The following is a 23,980-nucleotide window of genomic DNA, read 5'->3' on the forward strand; positions in this document are numbered from 1 at the left end:
CATTCGCAGCGGCCGATCATCTTGATAGCCCGTGCCAGTGCCCGATTGTGTGGGCTCAGCCGGGTTGCCGCTGCACTGCCCAGCCCGCAAGGAGACACTTATGGGACAGCGCACACCGCTCTATGACCTGCACCTCGCTCTGGGTGCCAAGATGGTCGATTTTGGCGGTTGGGACATGCCGTTGCACTATGGCTCGCAGGTCGAGGAGCACCATCAGGTGCGTCGCGACTGCGGGGTGTTCGACGTGTCGCACATGACTGTGGTGGATGTCAGTGGCAGCCAGGCCAAGGCCTACCTGCAACACCTGCTGGCCAACGACATCGAGCGTCTGCAAAGCATCGGCAAAGCCCTCTACAGCGGCATGCTCAACGAGCAAGGCGGGGTAGTGGATGACCTGATCGTCTACCTGACCGACTTTGGCTACCGCGTGGTGGTGAATGCCTCGACCCGCGACAAGGACCTGGCCTGGATGCGCTTGCAGAGCGTCGATTTTGATGTGCAACTGCAAGAGCGTGCAGAGCTGGCGATGCTGGCCATTCAAGGTCCGCATGCGCGCAGCAAGACCGCCGAGCTGGTCAGCCAATCGCGCGCCAACCTGATTCAGAGCCTCAAGCCGTTCGAAGGCCAGCCCGATGGCGAGTGGTTCATCGCCCGCACCGGTTATACCGGCGAAGACGGCCTGGAAATCATGCTGCCAGCCAGCGAAGTGGTGGCCTTCCTTAATGAATTGGTCGGTGCCGGCATTTCTCCGATTGGCCTCGGTGCGCGCGACACCCTGCGCCTGGAAGCCGGGATGAACCTGTACGGTCAGGACATGGATGAAAGCGTCACCCCACTGGCCGCCAACATGGCCTGGACCATCGCCTGGGAGCCGGCCAGCCGTGGCTTCGTTGGCCGTGCCGCGTTGCAGAAGCAGAAGGCTGAAGGCGTCGCTTCTAAGCTGGTCGGTCTGGTGCTGGAAGAGCGTGGTGTGCTGCGTGCGCATCAAGTGGTGCGGGTTGAAGGGGTGGGTGAAGGTGAGATCACCAGCGGCAGTTTCTCGCCGACCCTGGGTAAATCCATCGCCCTGGCCCGCGTGCCGGCGGCGACCAACGAGCGTGCCGAGGTGGAAATTCGCGGCAAGTGGTACCCGGTGCGGGTGGTCAAGCCGATGTTTGTGCGCAACGGCAAGGCCTTGATCTGAGTGTTGAGTTGGCCATGGATGGTCGAGAGCGCCCGTTTTGGAGCGGCTCGCTAGGTTTTTAAAGACTTTCTTTCGGTATGGCCAAGGCCTGCTAAATTTCCATGACGGCGTGGTCGCCGTCATGTCAGATGAGGAACGACACATGAGCAATATCCCCGCCGATCTGCGTTACGCCGCCAGCCACGAGTGGGCGCGCCTAGAAGCTGATGGCAGCGTTACCGTAGGCATTTCCGATCACGCGCAGGAAGCCCTGGGTGATGTGGTGTTCATTGAGCTGCCAGAAGTCGGCAAAACCCTGAATGCCGGTCAGGAAGCCGGAGTGGTGGAATCGGTAAAAGCTGCGTCCGACATCTACGCACCGGTCTCCGGTGAAGTGATTGCGATCAATGACGGTCTGGCCGACAGCCCGGAAAGCGTCAACAGCGATCCCTACGGCAGCTGGTTCTTCAAGCTCAAGCCGAGCGACGCCAGCGATCTGGACAAACTGCTGGATGCCGCCGGCTACAAGGCGGCTGCCGACAGCGACGCCTAAGTACCTCGCTACAATGACAAAGCCCCGCATGGCGGGGCTTTGTCGTTTTGGCAAGCTTGCGACTTACTCAGCCTGTGTGGCAACCACTCGCAGCAGGACACCATCCTGGCCCACCACGCGAACCGACGTCCCCGCGGGTAGGTCGGCACCGCTGACCAGCCACAGACTGTCACCGGCCTTGATCTTGCCGCGCCCGCCACTGATGGCTTCATGCAGCACGAAGTCGCGGCCGATGAATTCACTGCCGCGCTGGTTCAGTCCCGGCTGATCGGAGGGCTTTGCCGCACTGCGCTGGCGCTGCCACCAGAACACTGCAGTGAGCACCGAGAGCACGCCGAACAGCACGAACTGGGCTGCCCAGGGCAGGCCAGGGAAGATAAAGGTCAGCAGGCCAACACTGGCGGCGGCCAGGCCGATCCACAACAGGTAGCCACCAGCGCCGAACACTTCGAGGATCAGCAACAGGGTGCCCAGGGCCAACCAGTTCCAGTACGACAGGTGCTGTAAGAAGTCCCACATCACTTAACCCTTCTGCTCACCGAAGGTGGCTTTGACGATTTCACCGATGCCGCCGACTGCGCCAATCATCTGGCTGGCTTCCAGCGGCATCAGCACAACCTTGCTGTTATTCGCGCTGGCCAGCTGGCCGAGGGCTTCGATGTACTTCTGCGCAACGAAGTAGTTGACCGCCTGCACGTTCCCGCTGGCGATGGCTTCGGACACCATGCGGGTGGCTTCTGCTTCGGCCTGGGCCGCACGTTCGCGTGCCTCGGCTTCGAGGAACGCGGCCTGGCGCTGGCCTTCGGCCTTGAGAATATCGCCCTGCTTCTGCCCTTCGGCGGTGAGGATGGCGGCAGCGCGCAGGCCTTCGGCTTCGAGAATCTGCGCACGCTTGATCCGTTCGGCTTTCATCTGCCCGGACATGGCGGCCATCAGGTCGGCGGGTGGGCTGATGTCCTTGATCTCGATACGGGTGATCTTGATGCCCCAGGGGGCGGTGGCTTCGTCCACGGTCTTGAGCAAGCGTTCGTTGATCGCATCGCGCTGGCCGAGCATGGCGTCCAGCTCCATGGAGCCGAGCACGGTACGGATATTGGTCATCACCAGGTTGCGGATGGCGTGCTCGAGGTTGTTCACCTCATAGGCGGCCTGGGCCGAATTGATGATCTGGAAGAAGCAGATCGCGTCGATCTGCACCGTGGCGTTGTCGGCGGTGATGACTTCCTGTGGCGGAATATCCAGCACGTTTTCCATCACGTTGAGTTTGCGGCCGATCTTGTCCATCACCGGCACGATGATGTTAAGGCCCGGCTTCAGGGTGTTGGTGTAGCGACCAAAGCGCTCCACGGTCCATTCGAAGCCCTGGGGCACGACCTTGAAACCCATGAAGACGATGGCGACGGCGAGGCCGACAAAGAGAAAGATGACGCTGCCGATTTCCATGTGGTGTAGCTCCTTGGTGAAGTGATGTCTGCTGGTTAGCGGTTCAGCTATCTAAGCACAGTTGGCCTGGCGCTGCTGTCGAGGCTGTTGCAAGCTGCGCGGCTCGATCAACGTGTTGGCTGGGGCAATGCTACTGGTGGCGTTGGCGGGTGCTATTTCTGCTCGCTCTGCGGGGTCACTCGCAGCACTTCCTCAATGGTGGTCAGGCCCGCGGCCACCTTCTGTGCGCCGGACAGGCGCAGGCTGCGCATGCCTTCCTTGAAGGCGTGACGACGCAGGGCGATCAGGTCGGTGTCGGCGGTGATCAGCGGTTTCATCGCGTCATTGATCAGCATGATTTCATACACCCCCGCGCGGCCCCGGTAGCCGGTGTCGCGGCATTCCAGGCAACCGACTGCGCGGCAGGCCTGGGTCGGCAGTGGCGCGCTCCAGGGTTTGGTCAGGCTCTGCCAGCCGTCTTCGTCCAATGCCTGTGGCGCTTTGCAGTGCGGGCACAGGGTGCGCACCAGGCGCTGGGCCATCACGCCGAGCAGGGTGGCCTTGAGCAAGTAGTGCGGCACGCCCAGTTCCAGCAGGCGGGTGATGGCGCTGGGCGCGTCGTTGGTGTGCAGGGTGGACAGCACCAGGTGACCGGTGAGCGCGGCCTGGATGGCCATCTCGGCGGTTTCCAGGTCACGGATCTCGCCGACCATGATGATGTCGGGGTCCTGACGCATCAGCGCGCGCACGCCGCTGGCGAAGGTCAGGTCGATATTGCTCTGCACCTGCATCTGGTTGAAGGCGCCCTCGATCATTTCGATCGGGTCTTCGATGGTGCAGACGTTGACCTCTTGCGTGGCCAGTTGCTTGAGCGTGGTGTACAGCGTGGTGGTCTTGCCCGAGCCGGTGGGGCCGGTGACCAGGATGATGCCGTTGGGCTGGCTGGTCATGCTCTGCCAGCGTTTCAGGTCGTCGGCAGAAAAGCCCAGCTGGTCGAAGCTTTTCAGCAGCACTTCTGGGTCGAAAATCCGCATCACCATCTTTTCGCCAAAGGCGGTGGGCAGGGTCGACAGACGCAGTTCCACTTCACCGCCATCCGGGGTCTTGGTCTTGACCCGGCCGTCCTGGGGCTTGCGCTTTTCTGCGACGTTCATTCGTCCCAGGCTTTTCAGGCGGCTGACTACCGCCATGGTCACCTGCGGCGGGAACTGGTAGACGGTGTGCAGCACGCCGTCGATACGAAAGCGCACGCTGCCTTGCTCGCGGCGCGGTTCGATATGGATATCACTGGCGCGCTGGGTAAAAGCGTACTGAAACAGCCAGTCGACGATATTGACGATATGCGCGTCGTTGGCATCGGGCTCCTGATCCTGGGCACCAAGGTTGAGCAGTTGCTCGAAGTTACCGGTGTTACTGATCTTCATGTCGCCCGTGTTGGCCCCGGTGACCGACTTGGCCAGGCGATAGAATTCCACGGTAAAGCGCTGGATATCCGCCGGGCTGGCCACCACGCGCTTGATCGGGCGCTTGAGCACATGGGTCAGGTCGGTTTCCCAGCTGTGCACCAGCGGCTGGCTGCTGGCGATGGTCACGCTGTCGCTGTCCACCGCCACGGCAAGAATCTTGTGGCGCTGGGCGAAGGCGTAGGACATCAGCGGGGTGATGGCCGCGACATTGATTTTCAGCGGATCGATGCGCAGAAAGGGTTGGCCGCATTGTTCGGCTAGCCAACTGGTGAGGCCTTCGAGCTCAAGCTTCTTGCCGGGAGTTTTCAGGTCATCGAGCTGCTGCGCGGCGAGAAACTCCAGCGGGTGCTGCTGGTTGTTGACCGCACTGCGGCGGATCGCCAGGCATTGTTCGGCATTGTCCTGGCTGGTCCGCCCCTGGGCGACCAGCTCGCGCAGCAGATCAGCGAGTTCCAGCTGGCGATCATGGGCGGACGAGACGAATGCGGACATAAAACTCCCTGACGATCCTGATGACGTGTTAACGACCTGCTAAGCACTGTCGGCAGCATGACGCCAAGGACGCGGGCTGTCTGCCGACTTGATCCATTTTTGCACAGCCGCTACGCACGGCCTTAGTGCCGGCGACGATCAGGCGCGCTCAAGGGTTTTTACACCCTCTGTGGTACCAAGCAGCAGCAGGTCGGCCGGGCGTGCAGCGAACAGGCCGTTGGTGACCACGCCGACGATGGCGTTGATCTGAGTTTCCAGCTCGGCCGGGTTGGTAATCGACAGGTTGAATACATCGAGGATGATATTGCCGTTGTCGGTCACCACGCCTTCGCGGTACACCGGGTCGCCGCCGAGTTTGACCAACTGGCGCGCCACATGGCTGCGCGCCATCGGGATCACTTCCACCGGCAGTGGGAAGGCGCCGAGCACCGGTACCAGCTTGCTGGCGTCGGCGATGCAGATAAAGGTCTGCGCCACGGCCGCGACGATCTTCTCGCGGGTCAGGGCCGCGCCACCGCCCTTGATCAGGTTGAGGTGTTCGTCGCTCTCGTCGGCGCCGTCGACATAGAACTCCAAGTCGCTGACGGTGTTCAGCTCATACACCGGAATGCCATGGCCCTTGAGGCGTGCAGCGGTGGCTTCGGAGCTGGCCACGGCACCATCGAATTCCATCTTGTGCTTGGCCAGGGCATCGATAAAGCAGTTGGCGGTGGAGCCGGTGCCGACTCCGATCACACTCTTGGCGTCGAGTTTTGGAAGAATAAAGTCGACGGCAGCCTGGGCGACGGCTTGCTTGAGTTGATCCTGGTTCATCTTTATAAGGCCTGGCGTGGGAGTGGTGGAAAGGCGCGAATTATAGCGCGGCTGCGCCGGCGACGTTAAAACCCTGCCTGTCAGGCCGCGTGAGAGCGTAGCGAGCGAAGGTCAGGCAAGGCAAAAAGAGGCGAGGAAGCGGAGTGTACTGTTCTACATGAGCATTCCGAGCCTGTTTTTAACGCCGCATCACCGAGCGCAGTAGCTCTCGCGTGGTCTGCTTGTATGGTCGTTCGGCGCAACGCTGGGGTAGACTCGCGAACTCCCTGGAAAACCGCCTGCGATGCCCGCTATGCTCGAACAGTACGTCAAGAAAATCCTCACCTCGCGCGTCTATGACGTGGCGGTGGAAACCCCTCTGCAAGCCGCCAACCAGCTTTCCGAGCGCCTGGGCAACCAGATTCTGCTCAAGCGTGAAGACCTGCAACCGGTGTACTCGTTCAAGATTCGCGGTGCCTACAACAAGCTGGCGCAGCTCTCGGCCGAGGAACAGGCGCGTGGTGTGGTCACCGCCTCGGCCGGCAACCATGCCCAGGGCTTGGCGCTTGCGGCCAAGGTGCTTGGGGTCAAGGCGACCATCGTGATGCCCAAGACCACCCCGGAGATCAAGGTGCAGGGCGTACGTTCGCGCGGCGGCAAGGTGGTGCTGCACGGCGACAGCTTCCCCGAGGCGCTGGCCTATTCGCTGAAACTGGTCGACGAGAAGGGCTACATCTATATCCATCCCTACGATGACCCGCACACCATCGCCGGCCAGGGCACCATTGCCATGGAAATCCTCCGTCAGCAGCCGGGGGCGATCGACGCGATCTTCGTGCCGGTGGGTGGCGGCGGGCTGATTGCGGGTATCGCTGCCTACGTCAAATACCTGCGCCCGGAGATTAAGGTCATCGGTGTTGAACCGGACGATTCCAATTGCCTGCAGGCCGCGATGGCCGCTGGCGAGCGTGTGGTGTTGCCGCAGGTTGGACTATTTGCCGATGGCGTGGCGGTGGCGCAGATCGGTCAGCACACCTTTGATGTGTGCAAGGATTATGTTGATGAAGTCATCACCGTCAGCACCGATGAAATCTGCGCGGCGATCAAGGACATCTACGACGACACCCGTTCGATCACCGAACCGGCTGGCGCGCTGAGCGTGGCCGGAATCAAGAAGTATGTGGAGCGTGAAGGCTGCAGTGGACGCGTGCTGGTGGGCATCGATTCGGGTGCCAACGTCAATTTCGACCGCCTGCGCCATGTCGCCGAGCGCGCCGAACTGGGCGAGAAGCGTGAAGCGATCATCGCCGTGACCATCCCCGAGCAGCCCGGCAGCTTCAAGGCGTTCTGCGAGGCCATCGGCAAGCGGCAGATCACCGAGTTCAATTACCGCTACCACGAGGATAAGGAAGCGCACATCTTCGTCGGCGTGCAGACCCATCCGGACAGCGACCCGCGTGCCGCGCTGGTGCAGGGCCTGCGTGAGCAGGGCTTCCCGGTGCTGGACCTGACCGACAACGAGCTGGCCAAGCTGCATATCCGCCATATGGTCGGCGGCCATGCCGCGGCGGTGCCGGATGAGTGCGTGTACCGCTTCGAATTTCCCGAGCGCCCGGGCGCGTTGTTCAATTTCTTACAGAAATTGGGTGGGCGCTGGAATATCTCGATGTTCCACTACCGCAACCACGGCGCGGCCGATGGTCGCGTGGTCGCGGGCTTGCAAGTGCCGCAGGCCGAGCGTCATCTGGTGCCGGCGGCGCTGGAAGCCATCGGTTATCCCTATTGGGATGAGAGTGATAACCCGGCGTACAAACTCTTTTTAGGCTAAGAACCCATTCAACGTCTGCTGCGCGTCGGCTCTGCGGCGTTAAAAACAGGCTCGGAATGCTCATGTACAACTCGTACACTCCGCTTCCTCGCCTGTTTTTGCCTTGCATAGCTCTAGCTCGCGAGACGTTGAACAGGCTCTAAATGGCAGGAGCTGAATCGATGGAACATTACCCACTGCTGAAAATTCTCCACAGTGCACCGGGCGTGCTGTTGCTGCTGGGCGTGCTGGCCCATGCCTTTATGCTGTGGAAGGCCGCGCGCAGCGGCGACAGCGCGGTGCTGCAGCGCAAACTCAAGCGCACTCGGCTGATCAGCCTGCCGGTGTTCGGCCTGCTGGCCCTGAGCCTGCCGGTCAGCGGCTGGTGGCTGGTCAATCTGGCGGGTTTCCCACTGGGGCTGACCTGGCTGCTGGCTAGCAGTGTGCTGTTCGGCGTGCTGGTGCTGTTCGGCCTGCTGCTCAATGGCCGTCTGGCGGCTTGGCAGGCCCTGGGCGACAGCCCCGCGCCGGTCAAACTGCTGCGTTTGTGCGCGCTGTATGCCGGGCTGATCGTGCTGCTGTTGCTGGTGATCATGGGGCTGATGGGTGCCAAGCCAGCCTGACTAGCATCCAAACAAAAACGCCGCCTGATCAGGCGGCGTTTTTGCTTAGCGCAGGGAAATGATTGGCCAGCCACGTTTCTCCGCTTCGGCGCGCAACTTCGGATCGGGGTCGACGGCGCAGGGGCGGGTCACCTGCTCCAGCAGCGGCAGGTCATTCAGCGAATCGCTGTAGAAGCTGCTGTCGGCCAGGCTCAGGCCGGTTTCGCCCAGCCAGCGGTTCAGGCGGGTGACCTTGCCTTCCTTGAAGCACGGCACATCGGTGGTGCGCCCGGTGTAGCGGCCGTCGGCTATTTCGCATTCGGTGGCCAGCAGGGTGTCGACGCCCAGGCGTGCGGCAATCGGTGCGGTGACGAAGCGGTTGGTGGCGGTGATGATCAGCAGCTTGTCGCCTGCTTCGCGGTGTTCGGCGAGCAGGGCTTCGCCCTTGGTCAGGATGATCGGCTCAATGCAGTCGCGCATAAATTCGCGGTGCCACTGCGCAAGCTGAGCCATTTCCGTACGGCCGAGGATTTCCAGGCTGAAATTCAGGTAGTCGGTGATATTCAGGCGGCCGGCCAGGTAGTCCTGATAAAAGTGATCGTTACGCGTCTTGTAGGCGATGCGGTCGAGGATGCCGCGCTCACACAGGTAGTCGCCCCAGGCGTGATCGCTGTCGCCGCCGAGCAGGGTGTTGTCGAGATCGAATAAAGCCAAGCGCACGGGGCACCTTTTCTGAAAACCCAATAAGACGGCCAGATTAACGGCTTTTATAAGGCTTTCCTATTACACCGGCCGCTTGCGTTGCTGCTGCCGCGGCCTTTGTGGAACAATGCCCGCATGTCTTAAATTCAGGCGTTTACGAGGTTGTGTGCCGTGATCGATTCCGATGGTTTTCGCCCGAATGTCGGCATCATTCTGACCAATGATGTTGGCCAGGTGCTGTGGGCGCGTCGGATAAACCAGGATGCCTGGCAGTTCCCGCAAGGCGGGATCAATGACCATGAGTCGCCGGAAGAAGCGCTGTACCGCGAATTGAACGAAGAAGTGGGCCTTGAAGAGCAGGATGTGAAAATTCTCGCCTGCACCCGGGGCTGGTTGCGTTATCGTCTGCCCCAGCGTTTGGTGCGCACGCACAGCCAACCGCTGTGCATCGGGCAGAAACAGAAATGGTTCCTCCTGCGTTTGACCGGCGCAGAGGAACGGGTGCGCATGGACCTGACCGGCAAGCCGGAATTCGACGGCTGGCGCTGGGTCAGTTACTGGTACCCGCTGGGCCAGGTGGTGACATTCAAGCGCGAGGTTTACCGTCGCGCCCTCAAGGAACTCGCTCCGCGCCTTCTGGCCGGGGACTGACAACAGGCTGAGCCAAGCATGCTCAATACGCTGCGCAAGATTGTCCAGGAAGTAAACGCCGCCAAGGACCTCAAGGCGGCGCTGGGCATTATCGTGCAGCGGGTGCGCGAAGCCATGGGTAGCCAGGTTTGCTCGGTCTACCTGCTTGATCCGGAAACCAACCGCTTCGTGTTGATGGCCACCGAGGGCCTCAACAAGAAAGCCATCGGCAAGGTCAGCATGGCGCCCAACGAGGGCCTGGTCGGCCTGGTAGGTACCCGCGAAGAGCCGCTCAACCTCGAACACGCCTCCGAACACCCGCGCTACCGTTACTTCGCCGAAACCGGTGAGGAACGTTACGCCTCCTTTTTGGGGGCGCCGATCATCCACCACCGGCGGGTAATGGGCGTACTGGTCGTCCAGCAGAAAGAGCGCCGCCAGTTCGATGAGGGCGAAGAAGCCTTCCTGGTGACCATGAGTGCGCAGCTCGCCGGGGTTATCGCCCACGCCGAGGCTACCGGTTCGATTCGCGGCTTGGGTCGTCAGGGCAAGGGCATTCAGGAAGCCAAGTTTATCGGCGTGCCTGGCTCGCCCGGCGCTGCCGTGGGCACCGCCGTGGTGGTGTTGCCACCCGCTGACCTGGAAGTGGTGCCGGATAAAACGGTCGATGACATCGCCGCCGAGCTGACCCTGTTCAACAATGCCCTCGAAGGTGTACGCGCCGATATGCGTGCGCTTTCGGCGAAGATGGCCACCCAATTGCGCCCGGAAGAGCGCGCATTGTTCGATGTTTACCTGATGATGCTGGAAGACGCCGCCTTGGGTAACGAGGTGGTCAAGGTCATCAAAACCGGGCAGTGGGCCCAGGGCGCGCTGCGCCATGTGGTCAGCGAGCACGTCAATCGTTTCGAACTGATGGACGACGCCTACCTGCGCGAACGCGCTAGCGACGTCAAAGACCTCGGCCGGCGCTTGCTGGCTTACCTGCAACAGGCGCGTCAGCAGACCTTGGTCTATCCGGACAACTGCATCTTGGTCAGTGAAGAGCTGTCGCCGGCGATGCTTGGCGAAGTGCCGGAAGGCAAGCTGGTCGGCCTGGTGTCGGTGCAAGGCTCGGGCAACTCGCATGTGGCGATCTTTGCCCGGGCCATGGGTATACCCACGGTCATGGGTGTGGTCGATCTGCCGTATTCGAAGATCGACGGCATCCAGCTGATCGTCGACGGCTACCACGGTGAAGTGTTCACCAACCCCAGCGAGGTGCTGCGCAAGCAGTACGCCGATGTGGTTGAGGAAGAGCGCCAACTGGCTCAGGGCCTGGATGCACTGCGTGCCTTGCCGTGTGAGACCCTGGATGGTCACCGCATGCCACTTTGGGTCAACACCGGGCTGCTCGCGGATGTGAAACGTGCTCAGGAGCGCGGTGCCGAAGGTGTAGGTCTGTACCGCACCGAAGTGCCGTTCATGATCAACGAGCGTTTCCCTAGCGAGAAAGAGCAACTGGCGACCTATCGCGAGCAGTTGCAGGCCTTCCATCCGCTGCCGGTCACCATGCGTACCCTGGATATCGGCGGCGACAAGGCGCTGAGCTATTTCCCGATCAAGGAAGACAACCCCTTCCTCGGTTGGCGCGGCATTCGGGTGACCCTCGATCACCCGGAAATCTTCCTGGTGCAGACCCGCGCCATGCTCAAGGCCAGCGAGGGGTTAAACAACCTGCGCATCCTGCTGCCGATGATTTCCGGTATTCAGGAACTGGAAGAGGCGCTGCACCTGATTCACCGTGCCTGGGGCGAAGTGCGGGACGAGGGTACTGATGTGCCGTTGCCACCGATCGGGGTGATGATCGAGATTCCGGCGGCGGTCTATCAGACCCGCGAACTGGCGCGGCAGGTGGACTTTCTCTCGGTCGGCTCGAATGACCTGACCCAATACCTGCTGGCGGTGGACCGCAACAACCCGCGGGTTGCCGACCTTTACGACTTCCTCCACCCGGCGGTGCTGCAAGCGCTGCGTATCGTGGTGGCCGGCGCGCATGCCGAAGGCAAGCCGGTAAGCATCTGCGGTGAGATGGCCGGCGACCCGGCCTGCGCCGTGCTGCTGATGGCCATGGGTTTTGATGGTCTGTCGATGAACGCCACCAACCTGCCCAAGGTCAAATGGCTGCTGCGTCAGCTGAGCTTGGGTAAGGCCCAGGAGCTGCTGAATCAGGTCATGAGCATCGACAACCCGCAGGTGATCCACAGCACCCTGCAACTGGCCCTGCGCAATCTCGGCCTGGGCCGCATGATCAACCCGGCGTCGGATATTCAGGCCTGAGTGCCGCGTGCTTAGCCTCACCGAGAGCCTGCCACTGCACCCGTTGGCGACCCTGCGCCTGTCGGCAGCCAGTGCGCTGGTCTGCCGTGGCGAACAGTTCTGGGTATTGGCCGATGACGCGCTGACGTTACAGCGCTATGACCTCGCTGGCGCCTGGCAAGCTGAGCTGCAGTTGTTGCCGGGAGAACTGCCGACTGACTCGCAGCAGCGCAAAGCCCAGAAGCCTGATTTTGAAGCCTTGCTGCACCTGCCTGACGGGCGCCTGTTGGCGCTCGGCTCGGGCTCGACGGCGGCGCGCTGTCGCGCCTGCCTGGTGTCTGGCGAGCAGGTGCAGGTGATTAATCTGCAGCCGCTGTATCAGGTACTGGGCGCGCATTTCCAGGCGCTGAATATCGAAGGCGCGCTGGTCTATCAGGATCAGTTGTTGCTGGCGCAGCGCGGCAATGGGCGCGGCCGTGAGAATGCCCTGGTATGCCTCGAGCTGACGGCGGTGCTGGCTGATCTGGTGTGTGGCCAGCTGACGGCTGTCGGTCTGCAGCAGATCGTGCCGCTAGTGCTGCCTGAACTGGATGGCGTAGCCCTGAGCCTCACCGACCTGGCTTTGAGCCCAGGCGGGGTGCTGTATTTCAGTGCCGCGGCTGAGGATACGGACTCCAGCTATCACGATGGCGCTTGCCTTGGCAGTGTGCTGGGTCGTTTGGATCAACAGTGGGCCATCAACCAACTGCTGCGCTTGCAACCGGTGGTGAAGATCGAGGGGCTGGCCTTTCAGGCCGAGGGCCGCCTGCTGCTAGTGGCCGATGCAGATGATCCAAACGTAGCGGCATCGCTGTTTAGCCTTGATCTGCCGGCCGGGTGACGTGCCTGGTGGGCGGATAGCCCGTTATCAGCAGTACAGTTCCACCTCTCCCAGAAGACTGCCCTCGGGGCCAAAGCTGCGTTCGTACAGGTGGCGGCTGCCATCGGCGTTGACGATCAGCGCCGTGCTGGCGCGGGTTCCGTAAGCCGGGCTGGCGATAAAGATGCTCGACAGCAGACGCTCGCTGGGCAAACCGATGCCGGTGTCGGGCAGGTCAGCATCGGCGGCGGGGGTTGGGTCGGCCAGCAAGTGCAGCAGGTGCTCCGGTTGAGTGTTGGACAGGTTGTCTTGCAGGGCTTGGGAGAGCCGCTGCAACTTCGGCCAGGGGGTGTTCAGATCGGCGTTCGACAGGCCATGTACGCCGGGGCGCAGCACGGTGCTGCGGCCGGAGCGCGAGTTGAAGTGGCAGAGCTGCTGGCCGTCGCCCAGCAGCAGGTTGAAGCCGCTGTAGTGCTGGCGCTGTGCGCGCAGTTGTTCGAGGAAGTCCTCGGTGCTCAGCGCGCTGGTGAGGAAGGCCGCCGGTAGTTCGCCCCGCGAGCGCGCGCCCTGAGGCAGGCTGAGGTCGCGGATGTTGGTCAGAGCAGCAAAGCGCCCGCCAGGGCCGACGCCCAGCCAAGTGCCGCCAGCCTGCAAATCACGCCCGGCAAACAGTCCAGGGCTTTGCGGCCACTCGGCCAACGCCTGGCTGGGGCGGGCATAGAATTCATCACGGTTGGCTGCTACCAGCAGCGGTTGGGCATGGCCGGGGCGCCAGGCCAGGGCAATCAGGCACATGCTTCAGCTACGCAGCTTGGCGATGACGCCAGCGCTGTCGAGTTCCGTCCCCAGGTGCAAACGCACCTTGCGCGCACCGCCGCCCAGGCCGAGTTCCAGCAGAATGCGTTCTTCGACCTGTGACAGACCGCCTTCAAGGCGCTCCAGTGGCTGAATCAACAGCTGTGGAGGCCGGCTCAGGCGCAGGAAACGATGCGGTAACAACTCCGCGATGCCGCGCTGCAACAGCTGCTGCGCCGCCGCGAAATCCGCCACCAGCAGGCGCTGGTTACTGAAGGCCAGGTCGGCCTGCAGATGCAATTCGCGGCCGCTTTGTAGATGGCTCAGGTGCATCTGGTTGCAGCTCAGCTTGAGGTACAGGGTCGGGCGCACGGTGGTCTATTCCAGGGGCAGTCGTGGCACTTTACGCAAAGCCTGAGCTTACATCCATCGCCCAAAGTAGAGTCCGGAGCGCTGCATCCGTTACCATGCCGGATTGTTTGCGGGGGTGCTGATGGAACTGCTGCTGTATTTGATTTTGGGCGCTGCCGCTGGAACCCTGGCTGGGCTGTTTGGCGTGGGCGGCGGCATCATCATTGTGCCGGTGCTGGTGCTGAGTTTTGCCGCACAGGGCTTTGATCCGGCGATTTTGACGCACCTGGCGGTGGGCACCTCACTGGCCACCATCATTTTTACCTCGATCAACTCGGTCCTCGAGCACCAGCGCAAAGGCGCGGTGCTGTGGCCGGTATTTGCCTGGATGACCCTGGGCATTCTGCTCGGCGCGGCCATCGGCGCCGCCACGGCGGCGGCCATTCAGGGGCCGATGCTGCAGAAGATCATCGGTGTGTTTGCCATCATCATCGCCGTGCAGATGGCCCTGGAATTGAAACCCAAAGCCAGTCGTACTGTCCCAGGCAAGCCAGGGTTGACGGTGGCAGGTGTGGTGATTGGCTGGGCGTCGGCGATTTTCGGGATTGGCGGTGGTTCCTTGACCGTGCCATTCCTGACCTGGCGCAGCGTGGCCATGCAGCAGGCGGTGGCGACCTCCTCGGCCTGTGGTTTGCCGATTGCCGTGGCCAGTGCCCTGAGTTTTATCTGGTTGGGCTGGCATAAGCCCGAGTTGCCGGAGTGGAGCCTGGGCTTTGTCTACTTGCCGGCGCTGGTCGGTATCGCCATACCCAGCATGTATTTTGCCCGCGTCGGCGCACGCCTGGCGCACAAGCTGTCGCCGCGCCTGCTCAAGCGTCTGTTTGCCCTGCTGCTATTTAGCGTGGGCCTGAGTTTCCTCGTTTAAGGAGTTTTTGATGCTGCCTTACCCGCAGATCGACCCGGTTGCACTGGCCCTTGGCCCGCTGAAAATCCACTGGTACGGCCTGATGTACCTGATTGGCATCGGTGGTGCCTGGTGGTTGGCCTCACGCCGGTTGGCGCGCTTTGATGCGACCTGGAACAAGGAAAAACTCTCTGACCTGGTGTTCTGGGTGGCCATGGGGGTGATCCTCGGTGGTCGTCTCGGTTACGTGCTGTTTTACGACCTGGCGGCCTATATCGCTGAGCCGGTGCGCATGCTGCGCATCTGGGAAGGCGGTATGTCATTCCACGGCGGCTTGATCGGCGTAATGCTGGCCACCTGGTGGTTTGGCAAGCGCAACAACAAGAGCTTCTTCGAACTGATGGACTTTATTGCGCCGCTGGTGCCGATTGGTCTGGGTGCCGGGCGCATCGGCAACTTTATCAACGCCGAACTGTGGGGCAAGGCCACCGACCTGCCCTGGGCGATGGTCTTTCCCACTGACCCGCAGCAGTTGGCGCGCCACCCCTCGCAGTTGTACCAGTTCGCCCTGGAAGGCCTCGCGCTGTTCGCCATCCTCTGGTTCTACTCGCGCAAGCCGCGCCCGACCATGGCCGTGTCCGGCATGTTCGCGCTGTGCTACGGCATCTTCCGCTTTATCGTCGAGTTCGTCCGCGTGCCGGATGCCCAACTCGGTTACCTGGCCGGCGGCTGGCTGACCATGGGGCAGATTCTCTGCCTGCCGATGATCCTCGGTGGCCTTGGCCTGATCGCCTACGCCTATAAACGCCAGGCGGCGCAGGAGGCCGTGCAATGAAACAGTACCTCGACCTGATGCGTCTGGTGCGCGAGACCGGCACCTTCAAGCAGGATCGCACCGGCACCGGCACCTACAGCATCTTTGCCCACCAGATGCGTTTCAACCTGGCCGACGGCTTCCCGCTGGTGACCACCAAGAAGTGCCACCTGAAATCGATCATCCACGAGCTGCTGTGGTTCCTCCAGGGCGACACCAACATCAAGTACCTGAAGGATAACGGCGTGCGCATCTGGGACGAGTGGGCCGACGAAAACGGCGACCTCGGCCCGGTGTACGGCTACCAGTGGCGCAGCTGGCCGGCACCGAACGGTGAGTCGATCGACCAGATCAGCAAGCTGATCGAGATGATCAAGAAGAACCCGGACTCGCGCCGCCTGATCGTTTCGGCCTGGAACCCGGCGCTGGTCGAGCAGATGGCCCTGCCGCCGTGTCATGCGCTGTTCCAGTTCTATGTGGCCGACGGCAAGCTCAGCTGCCAGCTTTACCAGCGCTCGGCGGACATCTTCCTGGGCGTGCCGTTCAATATCGCCAGTTATGCGCTGCTGACGCTCATGGTGGCTCAGGTCTGCGGCCTGCAGCCTGGAGATTTCATCTGGACCGGCGGCGACTGCCATCTGTACGCCAACCATATCGAGCAGGCCGATCTGCAACTCTCCCGTGAGCCGCTGCCGCTGCCGGTGATGAAGCTCAACCCCGAGGTGAAGGACCTGCTGGCGTTCAAGTTCGAGGACTTCGAGCTGGTTGGTTACCAAGCCCATCCGCATATCCCGGCGCCTGTCGCGGTCTAATCTGCGCTGTTTGATTCGCGGCTAAAACGGAGCGCCGCCCGGCCCCTCCCACAAACGTTAAACGTTTTGTGGGAGGGGTTTTAGCCGCGACGCCTTGAGCGGTTAGAGCAACTCTGCCACCAACTGCTTTACCTGCTCCTGACGTTCGCCATCCTCCAACTGTGCGCCGGGGTTGAGTGATGACCATTCGGGGTGCGCGCGGGCTTTGTGCAGGGCCTCCGGCAGCTTGCCTTCGCGCCAACTGCTGTCTTGCGGCATGTTCAGGTTGATGGCCTCGACGGCGGCATGGCCACGGGCTTCCAGTGCGTGCAGCAACTGCTGCTGGCGCAAGGCGAGCAGGCGCAGCACCGCGTCGTCCACGGTCAGCTCGCGCTGGCCCTTGAGTTTGCCTTTCAGCCGCGCGCCATAGCCGCGCAGGGTCTGCGCGCTGCCGCCGAGCACGGCGCCGATCAGCGCCGCCGCGCCGAGGGTGATGCCGCCGACCAGCAGATCGACGCCCACCCCGGTGGCCGCGCCCGCCGCCATACCGCCGCCGATATTGATACCGAGCTGCTTGAGGGTTTCCGGGTTGAACAGGTCGTCGCCCCAGCGGCCGTCGAGCAGCGGCAGATCGCCGGCTTTGGCGTCGTCCTGACGGAAGGCATACAGACGCAGCAGGGCTTCCACGCAGCATTGCTCGCGTTGCCGAATGGTCTGATGCAGGTCGCGGATAGCGCCTTGTTCCAGCACGGCTTGCGCGGCCACGCTGCGGCGGCAGGCGGCGCAGTCCAGCAGCAGTTCGGCGATCAGCCGTGCGCCGCTGCTTTTGCGTAATTGGCGTTGCGTCAGGTGATCGTCAATTAGCCGTTGCAGTTGCGGGCGAGCCTTTTCCTGCAGCAGCGCCAGGCTGTCGTACAGGCGGCGTTCGCCATCCCGTGGCGGTGCCACGCTGTCGAAGCACACCAGGGCATGCAGGCCGAGGCGCGCCAGGGCATCGCGCCACTCCTGCTCGCGGTGCTGGTTGCTGCTGACGAAGTTCAGCACCGGCAGCAAGGGCTTGCCGCACATGGCCAGCACGGCCAGTTCATCGCGGTATTTGGCCAGCACCGGCTCGCGTGCATCGATCACATACAGGCCGGCGTCCGAGGCCAGCAGTTGGCGCAACACCTTGGCTTCCTGCTCGAAACGCTGACGCGCCTCGCTGCCGCCCAAGAAGCGCGCCAGTCGCGCGGGGCCGTCCAGGCGTTCGCCGGGGCGATCCAGGCGTTCCAGATAATCCAGCAGGGCGATGGCGTCTTCCAGCCCGGGGGTGTCGTACAGCTCCAGCAGCGCCTCACCGTCCACCGACAGTCGTGCGCCTTCGACGTGGCGCGTGGTGCTGGGGCGATGGGACACCTCGCCGAAACCCACGTCGCGGGTCAGGGTGCGCATCAGCGAAGTCTTGCCGACATTGGTATGGCCGACCACGGCGAGCTTGAGGGCTTTAGTCATGGCCATGCTCCAGCCAGCTGAACGATGCACTGTCGCTGTAGCTCAGTTGCAGGTGCTCCAGCGCGCGGTGCCAGTCGCTCAGGCGCGCACTGTCCAGCGCTTCACCGGGCGGCGGGGGCAGTAACCAGATACGTGTGGCGGCTGCGCTGCGGGCCAGTTCACCGATCAACGCCAAGCTGCCGCGATCTGGCGAGCGGCGCGGGTCGCAGGCAATCAGCAGGCGTGCCGGAGGGAAGCGGCTGAGTTGGTCGAGCAACTGCTTGCGTTGCTCGCGGCTGTCGATCACCCCGGCATCGCTGATGCCCTTGGGTAAAACAGGCGGCCAGTTGCGTTGTGGGTCCAGTTCGATGGCCACTAGCAGGGCGCCCTGGCTATCGCGCACGGTCTGGCCGGCCTCTGGCTGGTGCAGCTGCGTGGGCGCTGCATCGCATACGCCGAGGCGTTCGCTGCTCGGTTGCAGGCGTTCACGCAGCAGGCTGTAGCCGGGCAGGCTGAGGTCCAGTTGCAGGCGTTTCTGACCGGCTTGCCAGCGCCACAGGCAGAACAGTGTCAGTAGCAGGCGTGGCAGGATGCCGAACACCAGCAGCACGCCGAGCAGCCAGCCGGCCCAGGCATGCCGCGCGGCCTCGATGGGCAGGGCTGCATCGCCACTGGCACGGATGATCTCGGCACTGGGTACGGCAAACCCCATTAACGCCGGAATGGCGCCTAGGGCGTGGGTCAGGCTGACAAAGGTGTCACTGCCCAGCAGGGTGGTTTCCCAGACAAAGCCGTAACGCCGGGTGGCCAGCAGGGCCAGTGTGAGCAGCAGTGCACTGAACAGAGCGACCAGCCACAAACCGTGCACCAGTAATCCCAACAGCCAGCGATTCAGCCCTTGGCGCTGCAACAGCAGCAGGAGTGCGGGCGCCAGTTGGGCGGCGCGGGCATCACGGGCCAGTTTTTCGCTCAGCCACAGCCATAACCGGCCCAGCGCGCCGGCCTGCTTACCGCCTAGCAGCAAACCCAGTAACCAGCCGAGCAATAACAGCAGATGCAAGCCCAGCAGGCTGCCCAGTGCCCAGAACACATTGACCGGGCGCTGGCCATCGCTCAGTGCTCCCAGAGCCAGGCCGGCGCCGCTGAGCAGAGCCAGCAACATCAGCAGACTCAATGCCAGGCGTGCGCCTTGCAGCCAGTGTTGCTGCGCGTGCAGCAGGCCGTCGCGGTTGGCCAGCCACAGGGTGCGGGCTTCGATGCGTGCCGACAGGTCGCTGGCAGTCTGCTGGGCATGGCGGTTGGCTTCACTGTCTTCCAGTGGGCCGGCATGTTCTTCACGCAGGCGCAGGGCTTCACACAGCCACAGGCGCTGCAGGCGGTTGCGCGTCGGGTTTTCGAATGGACTCACACCGGTTTCCGTTGGCGAATGGAAACCACAGCATAACCGCAGCAGCCTGTGCGTGGGACAGCACGCGGCCGGTGTACTCCAGCGCTCAGCCCAGCTAGGCTGGCAGTAGATGCGCCGTCATGGCGCACATCGGTCATGCAGCGCATAACAATAAAAGCGAGGGCCATCGTGAAATTACCGCACCTGGAATGGGTTAATCAGGACTCGCCCTATCTGCGTCAGCATCAGCAGGGCTTTCGCACGCTGTCGTTTGACGCCGAGCTGGAGCAGGCGTTCAAGCGCTACCACGCCAACGTGTTTCTGCGGCGCATGCGCTGGTCGTTGCTGGTGGCGACTTTGCTGGCGCTGCTGTTTGTGCTGATCGATGCGTTCAACCTGCCGGACCCTTTGCGTGGGCAGATACTGACCCTGCGCCTGGGCGTAATCCAGCCGATGCTCTTGCTGGCCTGGCTGGCGACCTACCGCCCCGGGCTGCGCGACCACCTGCAATTGATCGGTGGCGTGGTGGCGCTGCTCTGCGGGTTGGCGGTGGCGGGCATTATCGGTCTGGCCCGTTACCACAGTTTTGCCCTGCCTTATGAGGGCATCATTCTGGTCACGGTGTACTTCTACTTTCTCACCGGGTTGCGTTTCACCACCGCCGTACTGTGTGGCTGGCTGACTTTCCTCGCCTATCTGGCGGTGGAATTGAGCCTTGGGCTGGCGGGTGAGTTGCTGCTGAGCAACGCCCTGTTCCTGGCGCTGGCCAACATTATCGGCTCGGTGGGCTGCTATTCCCTGGAGTACGCCACGCGGCAGAACTTCCTGGCCAACGGGTTGCTACAGGATCTGGCCGAGAAGGATTTTCTCACCGGGCTGCTTAACCGCCGCGCCTTCAGTGAGCGTGCCGAGCGCAGTTGGCGTCAGGCTCAGCGCGACAAGCAGGCCCTGGGCGTGGTGATGATGGATGTGGACTTCTTCAAGCGCTACAACGACCACTACGGTCACGCGGCGGGTGATGAGGCTCTGCGCCAAATCGCCCGGGTGATCGGTGAGCATGCCCGGCGGCCGCTGGACTGCGCTGCGCGTTATGGCGGCGAGGAATTTGTCGGTGTCTGGTATGGCCTCGGTGAGGAGCAGTTGCTGACGATTTTGCAGGACATCCGCGAAGCCATCGAAGCGCTGCGTTTGGAGCATGTGCGTTCTGATGCCGCCAGCGTGGTCACGCTGAGTATCGGCATGGCCTACCTCTTGCCACAACCGCATCAGGACCTTGGCGATGCCCTGCGCCTGGCCGATGTTGCGCTCTATCTGGCCAAGGAGCAGGGGCGCAATCGCGTGGTCAGCAAGCGGCAGGACGCGTAGGTCTGGAGCCTGACAAGGCTTCAATGATTGCCACGGAGCCGGTATTCTCGCGCCTATGAAAAATTCACTGCCCCTCTGCCTGATCGCTGCCCTCGCGGAAAACCGCGTGATTGGCCGCGATAACCAACTGCCCTGGCACCTGCCGGCGGACCTCAAGCACTTCAAGGCGCTGACCTTGGGCAAGCCGATCATCATGGGGCGCAAGACCTGGGACTCCCTCGGTCGTCCGTTGCCGGGCCGGCTCAATCTGGTGGTCAGCCGTCAGCCTGGCTTGCAGCTGGAGGGCGCGGAAGTATTCGCCAGCCTCGACGCTGCACTCGAACGCGCTGAAGCCTGGGCACGCGAAGAGGATGCCGAGGAGCTGATGCTGATCGGTGGTGCGCAACTCTATGAACTGGGTCTGGCCCAGGCTGATCGCTTGTACCTGACCCGCGTTGGTATCAGCCCCCAGGGCGATGCCTACTTCCCCGACGTGGCCGAGGCTGATTGGCACCTGTCATCCGCCATCGAACACCCAGAGGGCCTGGAAACACCGGGCTATGTGTTCGAAGTGTGGGACCGCAAATAGTCCATCCGGACTGAATCCCTTGCTGCATTGATCTGCGCCAGGGTGGTTGCCGACATGGCATGCCACCCTGCGTGTCGTTACGCCGTTCTTGCTGGCCGCTACGCTGTCTATTGCCGTTTGCCCTCTACAGGTTGTTCCCGATGCATGACGCTGATGCCGATCACGCCGAGCCGGATCGTATTGCCGCGATCTTTATTCGCCACCCGCTCTGGGAAGATGGCCTGGCGCTGCTGTTGGGCACGGCCATGGTGGCGCTGGGGATCACCCTCTACAGCCAGGCCGGTTTGCTGACGGGCGGCACCGTGGGTTTGGCCTTTCTGCTGAAGTACCTGCTCGGCTGGCCGTTTGGGCTGGTGTTCTTTCTGATCAACCTGCCGTTCTACGCCCTGGCCATCTGGCGCATGGGCTGGCCGTTTACCCTGCGCACCTTCTGCGCGGTGGGGATGGTCTCGCTGCTGGCCGAATTGACGCCGCAGTGGATTGGCTTCACCCACCTCGACGTGGTGTATGCCGCGCTGTTTGGTGGTTTCGCCATGGGTCTGGGCTTGCTGATGCTGTTCCGCCACCGCGCCAGCCTCGGTGGGGTGAATATCCTCGCGCTGTACCTGCAGGAGCGCTTTGGCCTGCGCGCCGGCAAGGTGCAGATGGCTATTGATGTGCTGATCGTGCTGGGGGCCGTACTGATTGTGCCGCTGGACAAGGTGGCGTTGTCGATCCTTGGTGCGCTGGCGCTGAATATGGTACTGGCGATCAACCACCGCGCCGGGCGCTATATGGGCGTCAGTTAACAACAAAAAAGCCCGGCACTGGGCCGGGCTTTGGCGTATTGCAGACTGGCTTACGGCACCAGTTTTTCCAGCAGCGCCTTGTCGCGTACAGCGCCTTTGTCGGCGCTGGTGGCGAGCAGGGCGTAGGCCTTGAGCGCCGTGGTGACTTTGCGTGGGCGTACTTCTACCGGCTTCCAGCCTTTCTTGTCCTGTTCCACGCGGCGTGCGGCCAGCTCTTCATCGCTGACCAGCAGATTGATGCTGCGCTCATGGATATTGATCAGGATCTTGTCGCCTTCGCGCACCAGGCCGATGGCGCCGCCGGCAGCCGCTTCCGGCGAGGCATGGCCGATCGACAGGCCCGAGGTGCCGCCGGAGAAGCGGCCGTCGGTGAGCAGGGCGCAGGCTTTGCCCAGGCCCTTGGACTTCAGATAAGAAGTCGGATACAGCATTTCCTGCATGCCCGGGCCGCCTTTCGGGCCTTCGTAGCGAATGATGACGATATCGCCTTCCTTCACTTCGTCGGCGAGGATGCCGCGCACCGCGCTGTCCTGGCTTTCGTAGATCTTGGCGCTGCCTTCGAAGATGTGGATCGACTCGTCGACGCCGGCGGTCTTCACCACGCAGCCGTCGAGGGCGATGTTGCCGTACAGCACGGCCAGACCGCCCTCTTTCGAGTAGGCGTGCTCGAAGCTGCGGATGCAGCCGTTCTCGCGGTCGTCGTCGAGGGTGTCCCAACGGGTCGACTGGCTGAACGCGGTCTGCGTCGGGATGCCCGCCGGGCCAGCCTTGAAGAAGGTGTGCACGGCTTCATCGTTGGTCTGGGTGATGTCCCACTTGGCGATGGCTTCGGCTACAGACTTGCTGTGCACGGTCGGCAGGTCGGTGTGCAGCAGGCCGCCACGGGCCAGCGAGCCGAGGATGCTCATGATGCCGCCCGCGCGGTGCACGTCTTCCATGTGGTACTTCTGGATGTTCGGCGCGACCTTGCACAGTTGCGGCACGACGCGGGACAGGCGGTCGATATCGCGCAGGTCGAAATCGATCTCGGCTTCCTGGGCGGCGGCCAGCAGGTGCAGGATGGTGTTGGTAGAACCGCCCATGGCGATGTCGAGCATCATGGCGTTTTCGAACGCCTTGAAGTTGGCGATGTTGCGCGGCAGTACCGACGCGTCGTTCTCGCCGTAGTAGCGTTTGCACAGCTCGACAATGGTGCGGCCGGCGGTGAGGAACAGCTGCTCGCGGTCGCTGTGGGTGGCCAGGGTCGAACCATTGCCCGGTAGGGCCAGGCCCAGGGCTTCGGTCAGGCAGTTCATCGAGTTGGCGGTGAACATGCCGGAGCAGCTGCCGCAGGTCGGGCAGGCGCTGCGCTCGTATTCGGCGACTTTTTCATCCGAAGCGGTGCTGTCGGCGGCGATGACCATGGCGTCGACCAGGTCCAGGCCGTGGCTGGCCAGTTTGGTCTTGCCGGCTTCCATCGGCCCGCCGGAAACGAAGATCACCGGGATGTTCAGGCGCAGGGCGGCCATCAGCATGCCGGGGGTGATCTTGTCGCAGTTGGAGATGCACACGATGGCGTCGGCGCAGTGGGCGTTGACCATGTACTCGACGGCGTCCGCGATGATCTCGCGGCTCGGCAGCGAATAGAGCATGCCGTCGTGGCCCATGGCGATGCCGTCGTCCACGGCGATGGTGTTGAATTCTTTCGCTACGCCACCGTGCTTCTCTATCTCGCGGGCGACCAGTTGGCCGAGGTCCTTCAGGTGCACGTGGCCGGGCACGAACTGGGTGAAGGAGTTGGCGATAGCGATGATCGGTTTCTTGAAGTCTTCGTCCTTCATCCCGGTGGCGCGCCACAGGGCACGGGCACCAGCCATGTTGCGGCCGTGGGTGGAGGTCTTCGAGCGGTAATCAGGCATGGCGATAAATCCTGCAAAGGCTATTCAGGTCACGCGTGCACAGGCAATAACGCTGTGCGGGCAA

General features: G+C 62.6%; 23 protein-coding genes. 13 read left to right on the forward strand and 10 right to left on the reverse strand.

The features are described from left to right. Window positions 1–100 precede the first annotated feature (100 nt). Both gcvT and gcvH read left to right on the forward strand, forming a co-directional pair. Window positions 101–1,183: a glycine cleavage system aminomethyltransferase GcvT gene (gcvT, locus tag ACSQ17_RS12330; protein WP_436068895.1), complete on the forward strand. Its 1,083-nt coding sequence runs from the start codon at window positions 101–103 to the stop codon at window positions 1,181–1,183. Window positions 1,184–1,325: 142 nt separating this feature from the next. Continuing rightward, window positions 1,326–1,715, forward strand: coding sequence for a glycine cleavage system protein GcvH (gcvH, locus tag ACSQ17_RS12335; protein WP_436068897.1), 390 nt, complete (start codon window positions 1,326–1,328; stop codon window positions 1,713–1,715). 63 nt (window positions 1,716–1,778) lie between these two features. Here gcvH and ACSQ17_RS12340 read toward each other — a convergent pair whose 3' ends face one another. The 4 genes from ACSQ17_RS12340 to rpiA all read right to left on the reverse strand — a co-directional run bounded on the left by ACSQ17_RS12340 (window position 1,779) and on the right by rpiA (window position 5,908). Then, window positions 1,779–2,234: an NfeD family protein gene (locus tag ACSQ17_RS12340; RefSeq protein ID WP_436068899.1), complete on the reverse strand. Its 456-nt coding sequence runs from the start codon at window positions 2,232–2,234 to the stop codon at window positions 1,779–1,781. A 3-nt stretch (window positions 2,235–2,237) separates the two neighbouring features. Beyond that, entirely contained in the window at window positions 2,238–3,158 is a 921-nt protein-coding gene (locus ACSQ17_RS12345) for an SPFH domain-containing protein (RefSeq protein ID WP_436068901.1), read from the reverse strand. A gap of 152 nt (window positions 3,159–3,310) precedes the next feature. Then, on the reverse strand, window positions 3,311–5,095 hold the full coding sequence (locus ACSQ17_RS12350; RefSeq protein WP_436068903.1) for a GspE/PulE family protein: 1,785 nt from the start codon (window positions 5,093–5,095) through the stop codon (window positions 3,311–3,313). Window positions 5,096–5,233: 138 nt separating this feature from the next. After that, window positions 5,234–5,908, reverse strand: a complete 675-nt coding sequence (gene rpiA, locus ACSQ17_RS12355) for a ribose-5-phosphate isomerase RpiA (RefSeq protein WP_436068905.1) — start codon at window positions 5,906–5,908, stop codon at window positions 5,234–5,236. A 292-nt stretch (window positions 5,909–6,200) separates the two neighbouring features. Here rpiA and ilvA point away from each other — a divergent pair, with 292 nt between their 5' ends. Together ilvA and ACSQ17_RS12365 are read left to right on the forward strand one after the other, a co-directional pair. Further along, on the forward strand, window positions 6,201–7,715 hold the full coding sequence (gene ilvA / locus ACSQ17_RS12360; RefSeq protein ID WP_436070469.1) for a threonine ammonia-lyase, biosynthetic: 1,515 nt from the start codon (window positions 6,201–6,203) through the stop codon (window positions 7,713–7,715). Window positions 7,716–7,876: 161 nt separating this feature from the next. Further along, the gene (locus ACSQ17_RS12365; RefSeq protein WP_436068907.1) at window positions 7,877–8,317 is read left to right on the forward strand and encodes a DUF2269 family protein; all 441 of its coding nucleotides are present in this window, start codon (window positions 7,877–7,879) and stop codon (window positions 8,315–8,317) included. A gap of 45 nt (window positions 8,318–8,362) precedes the next feature. Here ACSQ17_RS12365 and ACSQ17_RS12370 read toward each other — a convergent pair whose 3' ends face one another. Beyond that, window positions 8,363–9,016 carry an HAD family hydrolase gene (locus tag ACSQ17_RS12370; protein ID WP_436068909.1) on the reverse strand — a complete coding sequence of 218 codons (654 nt, stop codon included), beginning with the start codon at window positions 9,014–9,016 and terminating at the stop codon, window positions 8,363–8,365. Window positions 9,017–9,169: 153 nt separating this feature from the next. Here ACSQ17_RS12370 and ACSQ17_RS12375 point away from each other — a divergent pair, with 153 nt between their 5' ends. From ACSQ17_RS12375 to ACSQ17_RS12385, 3 genes are read left to right on the forward strand one after another with little or no spacing between them, the layout of a single operon-like run. After that, window positions 9,170–9,649, forward strand: coding sequence for an RNA pyrophosphohydrolase (locus ACSQ17_RS12375; RefSeq protein WP_436068911.1), 480 nt, complete (start codon window positions 9,170–9,172; stop codon window positions 9,647–9,649). 18 nt (window positions 9,650–9,667) lie between these two features. Beyond that, the gene (ptsP, locus tag ACSQ17_RS12380; protein WP_436068913.1) at window positions 9,668–11,947 is read left to right on the forward strand and encodes a phosphoenolpyruvate--protein phosphotransferase; all 2,280 of its coding nucleotides are present in this window, start codon (window positions 9,668–9,670) and stop codon (window positions 11,945–11,947) included. 7 nt (window positions 11,948–11,954) lie between these two features. Continuing rightward, window positions 11,955–12,806 (forward strand): DUF6929 family protein, encoded by an 852-nt coding sequence (locus tag ACSQ17_RS12385; protein WP_436068915.1) that lies wholly within the window; start codon window positions 11,955–11,957, stop codon window positions 12,804–12,806. A 27-nt stretch (window positions 12,807–12,833) separates the two neighbouring features. Here the strand turns inward: ACSQ17_RS12385 and ACSQ17_RS12390 are convergent, their stop codons facing one another. Together ACSQ17_RS12390 and ACSQ17_RS12395 are read right to left on the reverse strand one after the other, a co-directional pair. Continuing rightward, window positions 12,834–13,580, reverse strand: a complete 747-nt coding sequence (locus ACSQ17_RS12390; protein ID WP_436068917.1) for an NRDE family protein — start codon at window positions 13,578–13,580, stop codon at window positions 12,834–12,836. 3 nt (window positions 13,581–13,583) lie between these two features. Next, window positions 13,584–13,952, reverse strand: coding sequence for a hypothetical protein (locus ACSQ17_RS12395; protein WP_436068919.1), 369 nt, complete (start codon window positions 13,950–13,952; stop codon window positions 13,584–13,586). 121 nt (window positions 13,953–14,073) lie between these two features. Between ACSQ17_RS12395 and ACSQ17_RS12400 the strand changes: the two genes are divergently transcribed. Genes ACSQ17_RS12400 through ACSQ17_RS12410 form a run of 3 tightly spaced genes read left to right on the forward strand, consistent with a single transcriptional unit; the run spans window position 14,074 to window position 16,461 of the window. Beyond that, the gene (locus ACSQ17_RS12400) at window positions 14,074–14,856 is read left to right on the forward strand and encodes a sulfite exporter TauE/SafE family protein (RefSeq protein WP_436068921.1); all 783 of its coding nucleotides are present in this window, start codon (window positions 14,074–14,076) and stop codon (window positions 14,854–14,856) included. Between the two features lie 10 nt (window positions 14,857–14,866). Then, window positions 14,867–15,670: a prolipoprotein diacylglyceryl transferase gene (gene lgt / locus ACSQ17_RS12405; RefSeq protein WP_436068923.1), complete on the forward strand. Its 804-nt coding sequence runs from the start codon at window positions 14,867–14,869 to the stop codon at window positions 15,668–15,670. Beyond that, complete coding sequence (locus ACSQ17_RS12410) at window positions 15,667–16,461, forward strand: thymidylate synthase (protein ID WP_257776715.1); 795 nt, start codon at window positions 15,667–15,669, stop codon at window positions 16,459–16,461. The genes lgt and ACSQ17_RS12410 overlap by 4 nt, the downstream gene beginning before the upstream one ends. Before the next feature lie 102 nt (window positions 16,462–16,563). Here the strand turns inward: ACSQ17_RS12410 and ACSQ17_RS12415 are convergent, their stop codons facing one another. Together ACSQ17_RS12415 and ACSQ17_RS12420 are read right to left on the reverse strand one after the other, a co-directional pair. Beyond that, entirely contained in the window at window positions 16,564–17,931 is a 1,368-nt protein-coding gene (locus tag ACSQ17_RS12415) for a DUF3482 domain-containing protein (protein WP_436068925.1), read from the reverse strand. Continuing rightward, entirely contained in the window at window positions 17,924–19,318 is a 1,395-nt protein-coding gene (locus ACSQ17_RS12420) for a DUF2868 domain-containing protein (protein WP_436068927.1), read from the reverse strand. The genes ACSQ17_RS12415 and ACSQ17_RS12420 overlap by 8 nt, the downstream gene beginning before the upstream one ends. 168 nt (window positions 19,319–19,486) lie before the next feature. Between ACSQ17_RS12420 and ACSQ17_RS12425 the strand changes: the two genes are divergently transcribed. From ACSQ17_RS12425 to ACSQ17_RS12435, 3 genes are all read left to right on the forward strand, one after another. Beyond that, on the forward strand, window positions 19,487–20,662 hold the full coding sequence (locus ACSQ17_RS12425; RefSeq protein ID WP_436068929.1) for a diguanylate cyclase: 1,176 nt from the start codon (window positions 19,487–19,489) through the stop codon (window positions 20,660–20,662). Window positions 20,663–20,717: 55 nt separating this feature from the next. Next, window positions 20,718–21,230, forward strand: coding sequence for a dihydrofolate reductase (locus ACSQ17_RS12430; protein WP_257776719.1), 513 nt, complete (start codon window positions 20,718–20,720; stop codon window positions 21,228–21,230). A 140-nt stretch (window positions 21,231–21,370) separates the two neighbouring features. Further along, window positions 21,371–22,018: a YitT family protein gene (locus ACSQ17_RS12435; RefSeq protein WP_233683355.1), complete on the forward strand. Its 648-nt coding sequence runs from the start codon at window positions 21,371–21,373 to the stop codon at window positions 22,016–22,018. A gap of 50 nt (window positions 22,019–22,068) precedes the next feature. On the opposite strand, the gene ilvD is transcribed toward ACSQ17_RS12435, so the two are convergent. Next, window positions 22,069–23,916, reverse strand: coding sequence for a dihydroxy-acid dehydratase (ilvD, locus tag ACSQ17_RS12440; RefSeq protein WP_436068932.1), 1,848 nt, complete (start codon window positions 23,914–23,916; stop codon window positions 22,069–22,071). Window positions 23,917–23,980: the final 64 nt, after the last annotated feature.

The sequence above is a fragment of the Pseudomonas sp. LjRoot71 genome (genome assembly GCF_964253255.1).
GTDB lineage: Bacteria > Pseudomonadota > Gammaproteobacteria > Pseudomonadales > Pseudomonadaceae > Aquipseudomonas.